A 16506-nucleotide genomic window follows, 5' to 3' on the forward strand; every position below is an offset into this window, starting at 1 on the left:
TTATCGTTTTCGCTCACTACTATTCCGGGGTAATTTTCTTTGCGGCAATCAGGGTGGCAATCACCATCACACCCAACACCAAGGCGGGCAGGAGCAGGTAGCTGATCGCAGGGTTAGGCAGTAAGTGCACGCCCGGCGCACCTAGCAATCCCAATGCTAAAGACAACAGCTTGGTGCCGCCGAAAGCCGCGATAGCCACTCCGATTCCGATCCCAATGATCCCGACCGTGATGAATCGCGCGAGGTATTGCCCCATGATGGTTTTTCTACTGGCACCGATCATATGGAGGGTATTGATCTGGCTTCGTTCTTGCGCGAATACCAGGATGAGGAACAGCACTGTCATTAAGAACACCAGGCCAAGTGCGGCCGCCGCGGATAAAGCGACGACTATCGCGATTTGCCCGGTAGTTGCCCCTAGGGTTTGCCGCGTATAGTCCGCAACGTCGGTGATCGTGGCGGTGGGGAATTTCTCACTCAGCGCTTCAGTCTTAGCGGCGGCGTCCACGCCCGGTTTGACCGTTACGTACATCACCTGCCATAACGCTGGCGCATTCGTGTCAAAGGTGGCTTTGGCGGTGCGGCCGCCGTTTGTGATGTCTTGATAGATTCCGCTGATCCGCACGGTTCGATTCTGACTGCCATCGGTTATTTGAATGTCCTGTCCAACTGTGGCCTCCAGTGCTTGCGCTTGGTTGACTGAAACCGCAATTTCCGTGTCATCGTCCGGTGCGGTACCGCTGGTGTAGTTAAGCGGGAAGATGGAGTGGTCGCCGCGTTCCACCACGACGTATTCCCACCCTTCTGGCCCTTGCACCTGGAGCCTATTGGTCACGAGTGCGGCGCTTTCGGCGATATCGTCGTCAGCTTGCAGTTCCGCAACGAGCTGGGAGAAATCTGTTTCACTGCCGGTACGCAGATCGAGACGAATATCCGACTTGCCGATACCTAGGTAAGTGGAGAAATTCGGATTATTGAAGGTGGCGAGAAGCGAGACGGGGAAGACCAAGAGGAACGTGGCAACGGCGATCACCGCGACTAGTAGCGTGTGCGATTTTTCGGTTGCTGCTGTTAACCCAAGCCAAATATTTGCTGGCAGTAGTTTGCTGTTAGATAAGCGGAACCGACGATTGCGAGTTCGGCTTCCACCACCGCTGCCGGATAGAACCTCGCTCGGGCTGACCTTATCGAGTCTGCGCAGGAGCAGCCAGCAAAACAGCGCGACGATGAGCGGCACGACCAGCGCCGCCACGATCGGCGGGGCAAGCGTCGCAAAGCTGTGCGGCGGCTTACCTAAGTACAGCAAAACCGGCTTCATTGCTAGCCGGGTCAACCCAACGGCTGCGACCGCCCCGATGAGGGTACCAATAACCGCCAGCACCAGGTATTTCATGATGTACATGCGTTTAATTGCCTTACCTGGCGCCCCAATAGCCTTCAGAGTGCCGATGTGCTTTATGTCGTTGACTATGGAGGTGATAAACGCAAACCGCAACGCTAGAACAGCGATGGTGACAAGCAGCAGTGCGATACACAAGGCGAGCACGGCGGTAATCAAGGTGGTGAGCGCGTTCATGAGTTTCAGCACTGCCGCGTCGATGGCAACCCCCTGGGCGGGCAATTTCGCCTGGGTGTAGGCATCTTGAACCGCGCTGATAGTGGCGCCATCGGCGACCATAAACTCGATGAGATATTCGCTTTCCAAACCCTTTTCTGCGAAATAGTCAAAGTCCTTCGGGTGCACCACAAGCCGTTTCGACGTCACCATTGACGGATTCATCTGCATGTCCCTGGCAAAACCCGCAATCCGCAGTCGCTTTTCCTCGCCTGCGATTTTGACGAGCATGTCATCGCCTACGTCAGCGGCACCTACCGCGCTGTAGTGCACCGGCAGTATCACCTCCCCTTCCTTGGGGTGAACCCGCTCCCCATTCTCGGTGAGGAGGTAATCAAATTTCTCCGACGGCGTCACTAGAGCTGGCTCAAGGACCGATTCCGATTGTGATGTGCCCGCTAGCCACAATCCGTCGGGCGGAATGGGCAGGGTGCGAACAATCTGCACGTCGTCGATATTTTCTTGGGAATGCGCCCAATCGTAGATTTCCTGCTCGTCGAGCGGACCCGCGTGCATTTGCATCAAATCTGGTGGTTGCGCCTTGTTCCACATGGCCGAAACCGCGCTGAAGGTTTGACTCGTCATCGCGGTACCGCTGATTACGAGAGTCGCCGCCACCGCGATTAACAGCGTGAGGGTAATCGATAACGGAACGCTGCGTTTAAAGTCACCGATGAGAATTCGTGTCCACATGATTATCCTTAAGCAAAAAATCCGGTAAATGTACCAGGGGAAAGTTCCAAGAGCCGTTCAGCGGCGGCAAATAAACTTCTCACGCGCGTCGCACTCAACTGAGAAGTAGCCGGGAAAAACCCCTGATCCGGGAGGATGAAACCGGCGGTGAGCAGGATCTCGGCGTCGCGCTCGGGTTGCGGCGACGTGCAGCTGCCCGCGGCGATCCCCTCCGCGATGACGTCACCGAGAATCGGCGCTAGCTTTTCGACGGTTTTAATCACCGACTGGATATGAAATTCCGCATTCGGCGTATCGTGCATATCCGAGACAAGGTCCTGAGCTGGGCCCGAAACCTGCGCCGCCTGAACCACGGAAAGAAACTTCATAGGGAAATCCATTTCTTGGTTCGCTACCAGCCGCGCGCGCTGCGCGATTTCCTCTGCAGTTCGGTTGATGATCTGCATCATGATCTCGGCTTTGCCCTGAAAGTGGTAGTACAAGGTACCTCTGGCGATGCCGGTTGCAGCCAATATGTCTTCAATCGTGGTTTCCTGGAACCCCTTGGTGATAAACAGCGCCAGCGCCTCATCCATGATCTGATCTTTTCGATTCTTCCCTGATGACGACACCATTTCCCTACTTCATCTTCCAACTAGAACTTCTCGACCGACTGTCGGTCTAAAATTGAGTGTAGCAGTTCCCCAATGATTGAGGGTGGAAAAATAAATAAAGGGCGACCTGCGCTAAAAAGGGGGGGTACTGCGCAGGTCGCCAACCCGGCCATTTCAAAAGGGGGGGGATCCGGCCGGGGCAGGCCGCACTGTATATCGGGGCCTTGCATCGCCCATTATGACATACTCACCAACCCCGGAGCAATCCGAACATACTAAACTCTTGACAAGGAGGTTATCGATGAGTATCAACACCAGCCGCGAAGTTACACCACGTCCACCTACGGTCGCCGCTTTTTTCGATCTTGACAAAACAATCATCGCCACTTCCTCCGCCTACGTTTACGGAAAAGAATTCCTCAATTCCGGGCTCATCAGCCCCGCCGAGGCGCTTCACATGTCCATGTCGAAAGCCAGTTACATGTTCGCCGGGCACTCAAGCGAGCAGATGGACGCCACCCGGGATCACCTATCCAACCTGGTCACGGGATGGGATGTTGAGCAAATTCGGACGATAGCGAACGAAACCATGCATTCCGTGGTCACCCCCACCATCTACGCCGAAGCCCGCGCCCTCATCGCCGACCACAAAGCAGCTGGCCACGACGTCGTGATCATATCTGCCTCCGCCCGAGTCTTGGTCGAACCGATCGCCGAAGAGCTCGGAATCACCACCGTCATCGCGACCGAACTGGAAGAAGAAAACGGCAAATTCACCGGAAACATCTCCTTCTACTGCAAAGGCGACGCCAAGGCAGCCGCCATTCTAAGCCTCGCGGCCCGCAAAAACTACGACCTCAGTAAAAGCTACGCCTATTCCGATTCCGCCACCGACCTGCCCATGCTGCAGCTCGTCGGTTTCCCCAATGTAGTCAACCCGGACCGAACGCTGCGCCGAACCGCCATCGAAAACGACTGGACGATTCACACCTTCCGCAATCCGATCCCCCTGGTTCCGCTGCCCAGCGGCAAGGACATCAGCATCGGCACCGGCGTGGTCGCCGGAATCGCCGCTGTCACCGCCGGAATCTGGTGGTGGATGCGCAGCAAACCGCCCGCCAGCTAAACTGCGGCAACGATCCCCGCCGCCTCTTCGGCACCAGCGATCATCGCCTGAAGATAAAACCGCACAAAATCCCGCACCCCATCCGGGCCACTAAACCCCGCGATAAGCTCCGCAAATTCCGCTTTTCGACGCCCATACCACACCTCCGGAACCATCAACCCAAGCGGATCAAATCCACTAGCGACCGCCGCAACCCGACTGGCAACCTGGCCCACCGCACCGCTGCGGACGTCGAAAAGCTCGTGTGCCACAATCTCCCCCAATACCACCGCCGGAATCACCGCCTCATGAGGCTTCGCCACCACAACTTTCCCCAATAGGGACAGCCGTCTAGCCGCAGCCGCATCCCGCGGACGGCCATCACCCCCACACAACACGTCGATACGGGCCAAGACCTGCAGCGGCGCCCGGAGAAACGTCCGCGCCGTCTCCTCCCGCACCGCGGGCACAACCACCCCGAACGCGCTCAACGCTTCCAATTGGGGAACCCAGCCCGCCTGGGCACATAATTTCGCCCCGCGAGCCACCGACTCCGAACACACAACCTGCTCCTGGCGCAAAACCGGCGGGCGGCGATACACCGCCCCAATAGCGGCAGTCGCCTCCTCAATCAACGCGTGCACCGAATCGTCTGCGGCGATATGACCCAAAACATCCATGATTGCTAAGGAGAATAAAGCAAAAAAGTAACAAAACCCAACAAAAATTCCCCTTCCACACAAATTCGTGGCACGATTGGCAGTAACTGATGAAAAAATCGTGGAAGGAACAACCCAAGTGAGCAACGACAACGGAATGTTTACCAGCAACCCTGAAACCTTCAGATCACAGGTAAACTCCATCCCGCTTTCCGACGTCGACACCAATACCCAAGGCTCTATTGGGGAACTCGTCTCCAACGCCACCGAGCAAATGTCCTCCTTGGTGCGGGCCGAAATCGAACTCGCCAAGACGGAACTACGCAGCGAGGTCAAGAAAGGCGCCATCGGCGGCGGTCTATTCGGCGTCGCCGGAGCCATCGCGCTTTACAGCTCATTCTTCTTCTTTTTCTTCGTCGCAGAGCTCCTCAGCCTCTGGCTCGAACGATGGGCCGCATTTTTGATCGTCTTCCTCGTCATGATCAACATGGCCGCGCTGCTGGCGCTTCTCGGTTTCAAGAAAATCCGCAAAATCAAAGCACCAACCAAAACAATCGAATCCGCCAAAGGACTCAAAGAATTGGTACCCGGAAAAGCCGAAGAAAACCTCAACACCAAACGGCGAGGCATGTTCAGCTAGACCAATACCCACCACGCCCCTTCCGTAAAAATCGAAGGGGCGTGCCCGTTTTACTCCACCGGAAAGCCCCAACCGTGAAAAACCTCTCCCCCAATGTGGTAGCACTCGAAGGCGAATTCCACCACCACAACCTCCACACCCGCGGCATCCGACTCCACGCGGCTACCGCTGGTGAGCCGACCAACCCGGCCATAGTGCTGCTTCACGACGCGGTGAGCTGCTGGGCGGACTTCAAAGACGTCCTCCCCCTATTGGGGAAAATGGGGTTTCATGCGATCGCCCTTGATTTTCGCGGATTTGGCATGTCGGACAAACCCCCAACCGGATACGACCTGCGCCACTTCACCGGCGACATCGCCGGGGCAATCCGCACGTTAGGGCACGACAAAGCCCACCTGGTCGGCATGGGAACCGGCGCAACCATCGCTTGGACGATGGCCACCAGCCACCCAGAGCACGTCGCATCCATCACCACCTGCGGAGCAATCCACCCAACGGATATGCGTCGTATAGTGCTGCGCAAACCGTGGCTATTTTCAAACCTGATGACGCACTCGTTGCTCTTTCGGTTGCCAACATCGTTCATCAGGCGGCTGTGCCCAAGCCGGAGTCAATTCATCCGCCGCGATCTTCGCAACAGCACCAGCTTAGACTTCCAACAAACCCCCCAATTCACCCAAAGTATCCAACTACGCGAAACGGCCCTGGCAATCACCAATGCCCCCAATGCGATGATTCGCAGCTTCCGCCTAATGCTACGGCAACCACCCATAAAGTGGCTGGGTGAAAAGATCCAGGTGCCGGTGCACATGCTTGTCGACGAATCCCTGCAGTCCGCAGCCCTTATTGCCGCGGCGCGCCACCGCTGCCTATTGGGGATCCGTTTGACGCACATTCCCGAAACTCGGCTTCAACCGCACTTAGAAAACCCTCAGGCATTCACCTCTTTTGTGGGGGCCTTCGTCAGAGAAATAGAGGACCACTAACTATTAGACTCAAAAAGTCACCCGGTTGGTTCCCAAAATCCCAAAATTAGAACACCAGATGTGACCTGCACAAACATATTCTTAAAGTTGGCGGCACCCCTTGAACCACAGCCAGCAGGTTGCATACGGTTGAAGCATGACAACCGCAATTGAGGAATTCGCCGCCACCGCGCAAAGCGGCTCTCAATTGTTGGCAGAGCTACGCACAACACGACTTAGCAAAGACGAACTGGCCGTCACGCTGGCGATCAGCCGAACCGAAGCCAGTTTGTACTTCTCCGTAGCCAAAACATTCGACGCAGAAGAACTCGCCTACGCCTGCGAACGCAAGCTCTCCTTTTCAAAAATGCGACTCATCGCGCGCACCGAACGCCAATTGGCGAACCCGGACGTGGATCGTCGAAAAGTGCGGATTGCACTAATGGATTTCGCCCGCAACGCCTCCGTCGACGAGCTAAAAGAACACATCACCCACACCATCGCCGAGCTTAACGACGGCCACAACCGCTGCCGCAAATGGTACCTGCGTTACTCCAGCCAAGCCGACGCTGACGGCATGCGCCACCTCATCATGAAACTGCCCAGCCACATCGCAGCCCGCATGGCAGCCTCGCTAGAACCCCAAGCAACCCACCTGGCGGCAACGGGCGAGGCCGTCGACAAAGCGGAAGGACATGCGCGCGCCCTCGTCGACCGCGTCCTCAACGGCTACGACCTCTCCTCATTGGAGAACATTGAAGAAGGCGAAAACCCCGACAACCCACGCGATGTCAGGCAGCGTCCCTGCTTCCTCGTTCCGATCGCCGAAATTACCGAAAATGTCGACGGCACCATCACCAACACCGACGGCGAGACGATAAACCTCCAGGACATGGTCGACGCCAAACTCGCCGAATTTGGTTTCGCAGTTGTAAGCTACAAAGACCGAAACGGCATCGCTCGGCCGCAAAAAGTATTCGAAGTCAAGCGACTTGCCGACGCCGACGACCGATTCCTCAGCATCGTCAGCCACCTCGTCTGCCAAAACCCCCACTGCCGCATCCCCGCAGTACGCTGCGAAATCCACCACATCACTGCCTATTCACGCGGCGGCACCACCACAGCAGACAACCTGTGCCCCTTGTGCCGAGAACACAACCTCCACAACGACGACGACCCCCGAAAACCCCTCCACGGACGCGTTATCACAGACCCCAAAACCGGACTAACCTGGTACAAGCTTCCCGACGGAACCATCACCCGCAACAGATCAAACGCCAATCAACGAAACGCCCTCCACTACACCAATCGAATACTCGCACCTGACTGCGACCATTCCTGGTACCCATTGGAGGAATAATCCCACACGTTATATGACGAAAGGCCGAGCCAATCCTGGCGTCGGCCTATAACTGCTGCCCATTGGGGCGTCGAAAAGCTAATTACCTAATCACACATTCCTGGGTATCCACTGGCTGCGATAATTGGGAAATATTCCCCACCGCTTTTCGTACCTCCGCAGCTGTCAACGCATAGCCAATGTCTGAGGAATCAGCACTTGCACCAAATACGACACCAATGACCTCGCCATCCAAATTCAACATTGGGCCACCTGAATTACCCTGACGGATGGAACCACGTGCGGTATAAGCCTCCCGCTCCACGCGACCTGAAGCATAAATATCTGGACCAGCAATCAATAATCGATCCGAAATTCGGGCGGGAGCTGCCTCAAACGGGCCCGATTCCGGGAAGCCCATCACAATTGCGTCGTCACCGGTTGACGAAACTTCCTCCGCCCACCGCAAAGGATCAATCTTCATCTCGTCAGAGCGCAAAACCGCGATATCAAGGGAAGGATCATAAAAAACAACCGTGGCAGTATGTGTCCCCAATACTGTGTCCAAGCGCACAACCTCGGTTCCGGCAACAACGTGAGCATTGGTGATCACATGATTTTCATCGATAACAAAACCCGACCCCATCAATCGACGCCCACAGGCCTGTGATTCTCCCAATACATGCACAACCGACGGCCGCAACCTCTCAACCAAAGCAACATCCTCAATGGTGATCGCAGGGGCTTCAACCGCAACATTTTTAGCGGAATTAAACGGCGAGATCAGCGGCGGCAAACCAGTCTCAGACAACATCGCCGACACTCGGGTAGGCAAATTAGCCAAAAATGGCGGAGCCGCTTTGTCAACATACCCCAATATCTGAGAGCTCTTAATACCATTCGCGAAACCACCCGGTAGGCCAGTAACCAACGGGATAGCCACCAACCAGGCAACCACCAGGCTCGCCAACGCTTGAAACGCAGAGCCAATAATGGAATCGAAGATTAACGACGAACGCCACCTAATGCGATCCCGCAACGCCGACCCCAATGCGCCGCCGACTAAGTTACCCACCCCTACAAGGAAAAAGATAATGCCAATGGCGAGCAAAAATCGCAATGCCACCGATTCAGTGAGCTCCATCATCAACGGAGCGAATGCGGCGCCGCAAATCAGTCCAGCAATAACACCAACAGTAGACAGCACTGAGGCAAACGCCCCCTGGCGCCACCCCGCGTAAATCGCAAACACTACGATGAGTGCAATAACGACGTCCACTATTAGACCGGATGTAGAAAAACTACTCATTTTGGACCGATCCTGCCTTTCCTAAAAATGCCGCTCATTATTCCGCGAAGCAGCAATCATCTCCGCTAAATCGTAATAGGTATCCTCATCCCATGGCACATCCCAGCCAGCATGAGCCAAAAGGGCATTCAACATTCCGCCAGTAAACCCCCAAATGATGTAATCATGGATCCTGAACGCTGGACCCCGCCAAGCTCCTTTCGACACCACTAGCCTATTCTCTGGCGCCGCAAGTTCCTCAATAGGGACGCTGAATACCGCGTCCGCTTCCACCGGATTCACTACACCAACACCATCATCATTTCGCCGATGCGCCACAATTGGGTGCACCGGATTTCCAGTCACCCTGATGTGCACCTCTGGCAATTGGGCTAATGGCGTAACTGTCGCTCGATCAAGACCAGTTTCTTCCCACGCTTCTCGTAATGCCGCGTCAATAGGATTGTGGTCCGTTGGATCTATTCTGCCGCCAGGAAATGCAATTTGACCGGAGTGCGCCCTAAGGTGCGGGGAACGGTGCGTGAGAAGGATGCTAGCGTCTTTAGGAAGCGCTGTTGTGCTGTCATCACCTTGGAGCAGGATAAGGACTGCGGATTGTTTGGATCGATCTATTGGGACTATTGGCTCAAGGCTGTGTTCTAGGGTTTGGCTGACATTACCGAGGTGAATTTCCTCAATGAGAGGACCAAGCCACTGCGGATGCTGGTCTGGTTGTAATTTTGTGTTTTGTCCAGGTGTGTCGGTGTGGTTGTTCATGAGTTGATTATTTCCCCAATAGAGGTGGTTAGGTCTTCGTAGTCCGTAAAAGCTCTTGCCAGTACTCCTTTTTGCTGCCCATCTTGATAGATGATGGTGATCGGCACGACGTTTGGCAGATTATTGCCAGCCGCGAAAGTATTGTCGCTGTCTTGGTATGAGGGGATCTGTATATTGAGATCGTTGAGCATAGCCGCGCCGTTAGCAGCATTGGGGTCGGCGTGGACTCCAATGACGTCCCATTGGGGGTTTTGGGCGGCGAGTTCGTCGAAAAGCGGCAGTTCATCGCGGCACGGCGCGCACCACCATGCCCACAGGTTGACGATCGTTATCGGTGCCGGTTCGCGCTCGTCTATGTCCGCGCCCAGGCACGGCAGGGTGATGTGTGTTTGGGGGCAGTTGGGACGCTGAGCGATGTGGGTGGTGTCGGATTCTGCGGGGGGTTCGTTTCTGGGGATGGTGAGGCTTAGGAGCGCGATCAATCCGATGCAGAAGATGATGCTTGAGGCAATGATGGTGTTTCGCATGGGGTTACTGGGATGCTAGCTGGAGAAGGTGTTGGCGTTCGGCGGGTTCTGCTTTGATGCGGTTTTGTGCACGGGCTGGGTCGGTTTCCCCAATACCGTAGCTGGGGCACATTGGTGCTAGAAAGCACGCCCCGCAAGCTGGGTTGCGACTGTGGCAGATGCGTCGGCCGTGGAAAATTACCCGGTGGGAGAACATTGTCCATTCTGATTTCCCCAATAGGGAGGCGATGTCCGCTTCGATCTTGTCCGGCGCTGTCTCGTCGGTCAGCCCGAAGCGTTTGACGATCCGCGCGAAGTGCGTGTCGACGCTGAGCGCAGGCTGGTTGAAAGCGTTAGCGAGGACAACGTTTGCGGTTTTGCGCCCTACCCCGGGCAGTTTGGTCAGCTCGTCGCGGGTGTCGGGGACTGCGCCGCCGTGGTTTTTGACGAGTTGCTGTCCGAGTTGTATCAGTTGTGTTGTTTTTGTGGTGTGGAGCCCGGTGGGGCGAATGATGTCTTGTAGGTGCTTAGGGGTAGCCGCCGCTAGGGCGTGTGCCGTTGGGTATTCGGCGAAGAGTTCTGGGGTGACGTTGTTGACTCGGTTGTCGGTGCTTTGTGCGGAGAGGATCGTGGCGACGAGTAATTGGAGCGGGTTGGTGTAGTTGAGTTCGCAGCGCGCATTGGGGTAGCCCAGGGTTAGTTGTTGGTTGAGGGCGGTGGCGCGGTTTTTGGTATTGCGCTGCGGTTGTGTCATGGTTATCACCCTATATTCTTTACGACGGGTTAAGGTAACAGGTATGACGATTGTTCTAGTGCTTGCGGTGCCGGTGGCTTTTGCGTTGTTTCCATTGTGGATGGACCGCTTGGAAAACGCTGTTTTGCGGCTTGACGACGACGAAGACGCCGTTTCATCTTCCGTCGGATAACTAACGTTTACCCCCTTTTTGTCCCCCAAATTCAACTTTTGTGACGAAACTGTTTTTTGGGATGCAATAGTGACGTATTGCATAGTAAAGTTGGGGGAAATTACGAGTGTCAGGCATTTTGTTACTGTGCCATTCACCAAGAGAGTATGAGGAGCACTTCATCGTGGAAGGTGTGCAAGACATCCTATCGCGTGCTGGTATTTTCCAGGGCGTTGATCCCATTGCGGTCGCCAATTTGATTAATGATTTGGAGACCGTGCGGTTCCCTCGGGGGGCGACCATCTTCGAGGAGGGTGACCCTGGTGATCGACTGTACATTATCACGTCCGGCAAGGTGAAGTTGGCTCGGCATGCGCCGGATGGCCGCGAAAATCTACTCACCGTCATGGGCCCTTCCGATATGTTCGGCGAATTGTCCATTTTCGACCCGGGCCCCCGCACGTCGTCAGCAGTGTGCGTGACCGAGGTTCACGCAGCGACCATGAACTCTGACATGCTTCGGAAGTGGATTGCGGATCACCCGGAAATCTCGGAGCAATTGCTGCGGGTATTGGCACGCCGGTTGCGCCGCACGAACTCCGCGTTGGCTGATTTGATCTTCACGGATGTGCCGGGGCGGGTCGCTAAGACGTTGCTGCAGCTTGCTAATCGTTTCGGCACTCAAGAAGGCGGCGCGCTGCGAGTTAATCACGATTTGACCCAGGAAGAAATCGCCCAATTGGTGGGCGCCTCCCGCGAAACCGTCAATAAAGCCCTTGCAACCTTCGCCCACCGCGGCTGGATCCGGCTGGAGGGCAAGTCGGTGTTGATTGTGGACACGGAGCATTTGGCAAAACGCGCCCGATAGAGACGAAAACCGGCCTCGGAGATTCTGAGGCCGGTTTTGTTATGCGGATTCTTCGAGGTATCGCAACGCAACCCGAGTGGATTGTTCGGCCGCGTGGCGTAGCACTGGGTCGACATCGTCGTAGATTTCTGCGATAAGCTCTTTCAGTTCGGCGTCTGGCCCTAATTTTTCGAGCGCAGCGGTGAGTTGTTCCAACCGTTGTTGCCGCCGCTCGGTGTACCACTTGGCGAAGCTGGCGACATCGTCGCCGTCGGGCCCGTGACCTGGTAGTAGCCGCACGCCCGCGCCACGTTTCTCCAATAGGGCGAGAGTATCAAGATACTGCCCCAGATTGCCGTCGGTTTCGGAAATCATGGTGGTGTGGCGACCAGCAATGGTATCCCCGGTAACGATGCCTTCAAGTGTTGATTCATGTGGGGTGCCGGACCAGATGAAAAAACACACTGAATCACGGGTATGGCCTGGGGTGTGTACCACCTCGACTTGCGGGGTAACGCCAGGAACCGTGATGGTTTCGCCGTCGACAAGCGGCTCGGCGGCGTGGCAATACGGCGCCTCAAATGCGCGCACTGGTGCCCCAGTTAATTGCCGGAAGCGATGCGCACCGTCAGCGTGGTCGTGGTGCCGGTGGGTGAGCAGGATGATTCCCACTTCAGATGCTTTGTTGTTGAGGACGTTCAGGTGCCCTTCATCCGCAGGGCCAGGGTCAATGACGATGCTAGCTGGATCACCAGGGGCACGTATCACCCATGAATTCGTTCCTTCAAGGGCTGCGTATCCTGGATTCGGGCATAAAACAACGGATGCTGACGGCGTTACCGGCCGCAGCTGACTGTAAGCGGGATGCTCCATGGTTTTAAAGCTTAGCCACTTGCGGCTATTCACACTACATTTTGCCGAAGAAAATCAGGCCACTTCGACGATGATTTCAATCTCAACAGGGGCATTAAGGGGAAGTTCCGCAACTCCAACCGCCGAACGAGCGTGGGCACCGGCTTGACCGAAAATTTCCCCAATAAGGGAAGAGGCGCCATTGACTACCGCAGGTTGTTCATTAAACCCCGCAGCTGAGGCGACAAACCCGACGATTTTCAGCACTCGTTTTACGTTGTCGATCCCGACCTCCGCATCGACCGCTGCCAGCGCATTAAGAGCGCATTGCCGGGCGTATTCCGCGCCCTTGTCGACGCCAATCTCTGCCCCGAGCTTCCCCGTTTCCGGCAGTTTCCCATCGACGAATGGCAGCTGACCCGAGGTCCAGACCTGGTTTCCCACCGTGATTGCTGGCACGTATGCGGCGACTGGGGCCGCCACAGCTGGCAGCGTGATTCCTAGTTCTGCAAGACGGGCGCTGATCGACATCATTGGACCTCGCGCTTCATGTATGCAACGAGGTTATCTGGGTTGGCACCAGGTAGTACGGTTACCAGCTCCCACCCGTCTTCACCCCAGGTGTCCAGGATTTGTTTGGTGGCGTGGATAAGTAGCGGTACGGTTGCGTATTCCCATTTCTTCATGTGTTGTACTGTAGCGCATGTCGCCACGCAACAATAGGGTTTTTTGACGCCGCGTTACCTGCCTATTCCCGCCAGGTTGGAGTCACGTTTCCACACCAGCCGCCACCCACCCCAAGGATTAGAGTGGATATTTTTGGGCTGGTCTGCTAAAACTTAAATTCCTATGAGCTCGCCGCCGTTTGCTAAGTATTCGGCCCATGAGGTTATGTGCGGATTCTTACGCAACAACGCTCGGCGTTGCCGCTCCGTGAGTCCACCCCATACCCCGAATTCAACTTTGTTATCGAGGGCGTCTGCCCGGCATTGCATGAGCACGGGACATTGGCGGCAAATGGCTGCGGCGCGACGTTGCGCAGCTCCACGTACGAATAGCGCATCGGGGTCGCCGTTGCGGCAGTTTGCTTGCATGACCCAATCGCCACGCTCAGTTGTAGTCGAATCCGAGTTATTCAGGAAAGGATTTCGTTTCGTATCGGATACCAGCGATGTGGTCATCGTATATTCCTCCTGACAATTGGGTACCAAGGCACTTACAAGGATAGGTAATCCCTACTAGACACGTGTAAGTCTATTCACAACAAACAAGCGAAGTCGAATGAATCACACGATGAGGGGTGATTAGCTATTCCCCCTTCGGCGGTTTAGTAGCTAGTGTATGAAGGGTGCCTTTATGGAAACCTTTATCTCGAATTGCAGGCGCCACGGTTATCGCGGGCGTGGCTAGTGCCATTGCGTTGTCTCCGCTTGCCGCGTTAGGCGGCATTGCCATTGCGCGCACAAACGAGACTATGCAGTCGAATATTCAGGATCTTGCTGTTGGGGCCACCCCCGGGGTGACCACCATCACCGACAAAGATGGGGTCCCGTTTGCCTGGCTGTACGATCAGCGCCGGTACGAGCTTACTGGCGACCAGATCAATCAATCCATGAAAGATGCCATCGTGGCGATTGAGGACCGCCGGTTCTACGATCACCACGGGGTCGACATTCAGGGCAATATCCGCGCAGTGGCCACCAACTTCCTTGCCGGTGGCGTTGAGCAAGGCGCGTCCACGATCAATCAGCAGTATGTGAAGAACTACCTGTTGTTGGTGTCGGCGAAGACGGATGAGGAACGTCAAGCCGCCATTGAGACGTCAATTCCCCGAAAGTTACGGGAAATGCGGATGGCCTCGGCTGTTGACGATTTACTCAGCAAAGATGAGGTTTTAACCCGGTATCTCAATTTGATCCCATTCGGCAATAACGCCTACGGGATCGAAGCCGCAGCCCAGACCTACTTTGGAATCCCGGCGAAGGATCTGAACGTACCCCAGTCCGCCATGTTGGCGGGTATGGTGCAATCCTCAAGCTATTTGAATCCCTACACCAATGAAGAGGGTGTTATAGAACGCCGCAACACCGTCCTTAATGCCATGGTGGCGGCGGGAACGTTGTCGGAAGAAGACGCCATTGCCTTCTCGCAGCAGCCCTTGGGGGTATTGGACAAACCAGCCACGCTGCCGAATGGCTGTATCGCCACTGGTAATCGCGGATTCTTCTGCGATTATGTGCTCAGTTACCTGAAGGAAAAGGGCCTCAGCCAAGAAGATTTGCACAAGGGTTCCTACACCATCACCACAACGTTGGATTCTCAGGTGCAAGATGCAGCCCACAACGCGGTCGCTTCGCACGTGTCGTCGCAGACCCCTGGCGTTGCGGAGGTCTTCAACGTTGTGGAACCTGGAAAGGATTCCCGCCGAGTATTGGCGATGACTTCCTCGCGTGACTACGGCCTGGACCTGGAGTCCGGCCAAACCGTATTGCCCCAGCCGACGTCGCTGGTAGGCAATGGTGCCGGTTCGGTATTCAAGATTTTCACAGCGGCGGTTGCGCTGGAACAGGGTTACGGCTTAGACACCCAGTTTGATGTGCCAAAGCGGATTGACGTTTCCGGAATGGGTGTCGGTGGCGCTGTTGGCTGCCCGCCTGGCAAGTATTGCGTGGAAAATGCCGGCCCGTATGCGCCCCGAATGTCTATGCGGGAATTGCTAGCCCAGTCGCCAAACACGACCTTTATCAAGATGATCGAAGAGGTCACGGTTCCGGCCGTGGTTGATTTGTCGGTAAAGCTTGGGCTTCGATCCTACGAAAACCCAGGCAGTTACGACGGCGAACAGTCGATCGCGGAATTCATTAAGACGAATAATCTGGGTTCTTATACTTTGGGCCCGACTGCGGTTAACCCGCTGGAGCTGTCCAATGTTGCCGCGTCAATCGCCTCAGGCGGGGTGTGGTGCGAGCCGTCTCCCATCGTGGAGGTTCGCGACAATAAGGGCCGGGAAGTATTCATCAACACCCCTGCGTGCGAACAAGCCCTCAATGAGGATGTGGCTTACGCCCTGGCCGCCGGGATGAGCGACGACATCATCCGCGGCACCGGCGCGGGGGCGGCAGGCGCTTTCGGCTGGTCAGCACCGCTCGCGGCGAAAACCGGTACCACTGAGTCGCACCAATCCGCAGCGTTCTTAGCCTTTAACGATCGCTTCGCGGGGGCTACCTATATTTATAACGATGGCACAACAATTTCGCCGCTGTGTACCGGCCCGGTGCAGCAGTGTTCCTACGGCAGCTTGTTCGGCGGCTACGAACCGGCTCGTACGTGGTTCCAGGCGGCTACCGCTGTCGCAGCCTTCAATGGGGCGCTACCGAGCGCCAAGTCCGAATTTAGCCAGGGGCGTCGGTCGGAGTTGACGGAAAAGTACTTCGGCCGCCCGGCAGGCGAGGTGGAGAAGGAACTGGAGAAAGACGGGCATGACGTGGTCCAGCAGATAGTCGCCGGTAACGGCACCGCCAAGGGAACGGTGGTTCGGGTGGTGGCGGATTTGCCGCTGAAACCTGGCGCCAAGGTGGTTCTGCACGTTTCTGATGGCACGTCGTTTAGGCCGGATCCTGCCCCTGCGCCCGCGCCGCCACCAGCACCGGCACCTGATCAGTTTGAACAGGATATCGCGTCGCTGGCGGAGGAACTGTTGAATTTATTTGGTGGTAATTAGC

General features: G+C 55.9%; 18 protein-coding genes. 7 read left to right on the plus strand and 11 right to left on the minus strand.

What is annotated here, in order from left to right; all coding sequences use genetic code 11:
* Positions 1-19: 19 nt before the first annotated feature.
* Both Q4D85_RS10045 and Q4D85_RS10050 read right to left on the minus strand, forming a co-directional pair.
* Complete coding sequence (locus Q4D85_RS10045; RefSeq protein ID WP_303200134.1) at positions 20-2308, minus strand: ABC transporter permease; 2289 nt, start codon at positions 2306-2308, stop codon at positions 20-22.
* Positions 2309-2316: 8 nt separating this feature from the next.
* Positions 2317-2922, minus strand: a complete 606-nt coding sequence (locus Q4D85_RS10050) for a TetR/AcrR family transcriptional regulator (RefSeq protein ID WP_303200135.1) — start codon at positions 2920-2922, stop codon at positions 2317-2319.
* Between the two features lie 280 nt (positions 2923-3202).
* Between Q4D85_RS10050 and Q4D85_RS10055 the strand changes: the two genes are divergently transcribed.
* Complete coding sequence (locus Q4D85_RS10055) at positions 3203-4027, plus strand: HAD family phosphatase (RefSeq protein ID WP_303200136.1); 825 nt, start codon at positions 3203-3205, stop codon at positions 4025-4027.
* Here Q4D85_RS10055 and Q4D85_RS10060 read toward each other — a convergent pair.
* A complete protein-coding gene (locus tag Q4D85_RS10060; RefSeq protein ID WP_303200137.1) occupies positions 4024-4686 on the minus strand; it encodes a hypothetical protein in 663 nt (220 codons plus the stop codon). The two genes, Q4D85_RS10055 and Q4D85_RS10060, sit on opposite strands and share 4 nt — an antisense overlap.
* A gap of 118 nt (positions 4687-4804) precedes the next feature.
* On the opposite strand from Q4D85_RS10060, the gene Q4D85_RS10065 reads away from it, so the two are divergent.
* The 3 genes from Q4D85_RS10065 to Q4D85_RS10075 all read left to right on the plus strand — a co-directional run bounded on the left by Q4D85_RS10065 (position 4805) and on the right by Q4D85_RS10075 (position 7630).
* Positions 4805-5305: a phage holin family protein gene (locus Q4D85_RS10065; protein WP_303200138.1), complete on the plus strand. Its 501-nt coding sequence runs from the start codon at positions 4805-4807 to the stop codon at positions 5303-5305.
* Positions 5306-5346: 41 nt separating this feature from the next.
* Positions 5347-6291: an alpha/beta fold hydrolase gene (locus tag Q4D85_RS10070; RefSeq protein ID WP_303200139.1), complete on the plus strand. Its 945-nt coding sequence runs from the start codon at positions 5347-5349 to the stop codon at positions 6289-6291.
* Between the two features lie 136 nt (positions 6292-6427).
* Positions 6428-7630, plus strand: a complete 1203-nt coding sequence (locus tag Q4D85_RS10075) for an HNH endonuclease (RefSeq protein ID WP_303200140.1) — start codon at positions 6428-6430, stop codon at positions 7628-7630.
* 82 nt (positions 7631-7712) lie between these two features.
* Here the strand turns inward: Q4D85_RS10075 and Q4D85_RS10080 are convergent, their stop codons facing one another.
* The 4 genes from Q4D85_RS10080 to nth are packed head-to-tail and all read right to left on the minus strand — an operon-like array spanning position 7713 to position 10934.
* A complete protein-coding gene (locus Q4D85_RS10080) occupies positions 7713-8918 on the minus strand; it encodes a MarP family serine protease (RefSeq protein WP_303200141.1) in 1206 nt (401 codons plus the stop codon).
* Between the two features lie 21 nt (positions 8919-8939).
* Positions 8940-9674 (minus strand): CoA pyrophosphatase, encoded by a 735-nt coding sequence (locus Q4D85_RS10085; protein ID WP_303200142.1) that lies wholly within the window; start codon positions 9672-9674, stop codon positions 8940-8942.
* The gene (locus Q4D85_RS10090) at positions 9671-10201 is read right to left on the minus strand and encodes a TlpA disulfide reductase family protein (RefSeq protein ID WP_303200143.1); all 531 of its coding nucleotides are present in this window, start codon (positions 10199-10201) and stop codon (positions 9671-9673) included. The genes Q4D85_RS10085 and Q4D85_RS10090 overlap by 4 nt, the downstream gene beginning before the upstream one ends.
* 4 nt (positions 10202-10205) lie before the next feature.
* Positions 10206-10934, minus strand: a complete 729-nt coding sequence (gene nth / locus Q4D85_RS10095; RefSeq protein ID WP_303200144.1) for an endonuclease III — start codon at positions 10932-10934, stop codon at positions 10206-10208.
* A gap of 43 nt (positions 10935-10977) precedes the next feature.
* Between nth and Q4D85_RS10100 the strand changes: the two genes are divergently transcribed.
* On the plus strand, positions 10978-11106 hold the full coding sequence (locus tag Q4D85_RS10100) for a hypothetical protein (protein ID WP_303200145.1): 129 nt from the start codon (positions 10978-10980) through the stop codon (positions 11104-11106).
* A gap of 163 nt (positions 11107-11269) precedes the next feature.
* Positions 11270-11953: a CRP-like cAMP-activated global transcriptional regulator GlxR gene (gene glxR / locus Q4D85_RS10105; RefSeq protein WP_047263108.1), complete on the plus strand. Its 684-nt coding sequence runs from the start codon at positions 11270-11272 to the stop codon at positions 11951-11953.
* A 39-nt stretch (positions 11954-11992) separates the two neighbouring features.
* Here the strand turns inward: glxR and Q4D85_RS10110 are convergent, their stop codons facing one another.
* The 4 genes from Q4D85_RS10110 to Q4D85_RS10125 form a co-directional block, all read right to left on the minus strand.
* On the minus strand, positions 11993-12805 hold the full coding sequence (locus Q4D85_RS10110) for an MBL fold metallo-hydrolase (RefSeq protein WP_303200148.1): 813 nt from the start codon (positions 12803-12805) through the stop codon (positions 11993-11995).
* Between the two features lie 54 nt (positions 12806-12859).
* Entirely contained in the window at positions 12860-13318 is a 459-nt protein-coding gene (locus Q4D85_RS10115; protein ID WP_303200150.1) for a RidA family protein, read from the minus strand.
* A complete protein-coding gene (locus Q4D85_RS10120) occupies positions 13315-13470 on the minus strand; it encodes a hypothetical protein (RefSeq protein WP_303200152.1) in 156 nt (51 codons plus the stop codon). Before Q4D85_RS10120 ends, Q4D85_RS10115 begins: the two co-directional genes overlap by 4 nt.
* Before the next feature lie 153 nt (positions 13471-13623).
* A complete protein-coding gene (locus Q4D85_RS10125) occupies positions 13624-13965 on the minus strand; it encodes a WhiB family transcriptional regulator (protein ID WP_303200154.1) in 342 nt (113 codons plus the stop codon).
* Positions 13966-14132: 167 nt separating this feature from the next.
* Between Q4D85_RS10125 and Q4D85_RS10130 the strand changes: the two genes are divergently transcribed.
* Positions 14133-16505 (plus strand): transglycosylase domain-containing protein, encoded by a 2373-nt coding sequence (locus Q4D85_RS10130; RefSeq protein ID WP_303200155.1) that lies wholly within the window; start codon positions 14133-14135, stop codon positions 16503-16505.
* Position 16506 lies beyond the last annotated feature (1 nt).

It is taken from the genome of Corynebacterium sp., assembly GCF_030532965.1.
Classification (GTDB): Bacteria; Actinomycetota; Actinomycetes; order Mycobacteriales; family Mycobacteriaceae; genus Corynebacterium.

Coding starts and splice junctions, on each gene's coding strand:
- Q4D85_RS10120 (WP_303200152.1), bottom strand. CDS start 13,470: ATGAAGAAATGGGAATACGCAACCGTACCGCTACTTATCCACGCCACC.
- Q4D85_RS10060 (WP_303200137.1), bottom strand. CDS start 4,686: ATGGATGTTTTGGGTCATATCGCCGCAGACGATTCGGTGCACGCGTTG.
- Q4D85_RS10085 (WP_303200142.1), bottom strand. CDS start 9,674: ATGAACAACCACACCGACACACCTGGACAAAACACAAAATTACAACCA.
- Q4D85_RS10075 (WP_303200140.1), top strand. CDS start 6,428: ATGACAACCGCAATTGAGGAATTCGCCGCCACCGCGCAAAGCGGCTCT.
- nth (WP_303200144.1), bottom strand. CDS start 10,934: ATGACACAACCGCAGCGCAATACCAAAAACCGCGCCACCGCCCTCAAC.
- Q4D85_RS10045 (WP_303200134.1), bottom strand. CDS start 2,308: ATGTGGACACGAATTCTCATCGGTGACTTTAAACGCAGCGTTCCGTTA.
- Q4D85_RS10090 (WP_303200143.1), bottom strand. CDS start 10,201: ATGCGAAACACCATCATTGCCTCAAGCATCATCTTCTGCATCGGATTG.
- Q4D85_RS10125 (WP_303200154.1), bottom strand. CDS start 13,965: ATGACCACATCGCTGGTATCCGATACGAAACGAAATCCTTTCCTGAAT.
- Q4D85_RS10050 (WP_303200135.1), bottom strand. CDS start 2,922: ATGGTGTCGTCATCAGGGAAGAATCGAAAAGATCAGATCATGGATGAG.
- Q4D85_RS10100 (WP_303200145.1), top strand. CDS start 10,978: ATGACGATTGTTCTAGTGCTTGCGGTGCCGGTGGCTTTTGCGTTGTTT.
- Q4D85_RS10115 (WP_303200150.1), bottom strand. CDS start 13,318: ATGATGTCGATCAGCGCCCGTCTTGCAGAACTAGGAATCACGCTGCCA.
- Q4D85_RS10110 (WP_303200148.1), bottom strand. CDS start 12,805: ATGGAGCATCCCGCTTACAGTCAGCTGCGGCCGGTAACGCCGTCAGCA.
- Q4D85_RS10080 (WP_303200141.1), bottom strand. CDS start 8,918: ATGAGTAGTTTTTCTACATCCGGTCTAATAGTGGACGTCGTTATTGCA.
- Q4D85_RS10055 (WP_303200136.1), top strand. CDS start 3,203: ATGAGTATCAACACCAGCCGCGAAGTTACACCACGTCCACCTACGGTC.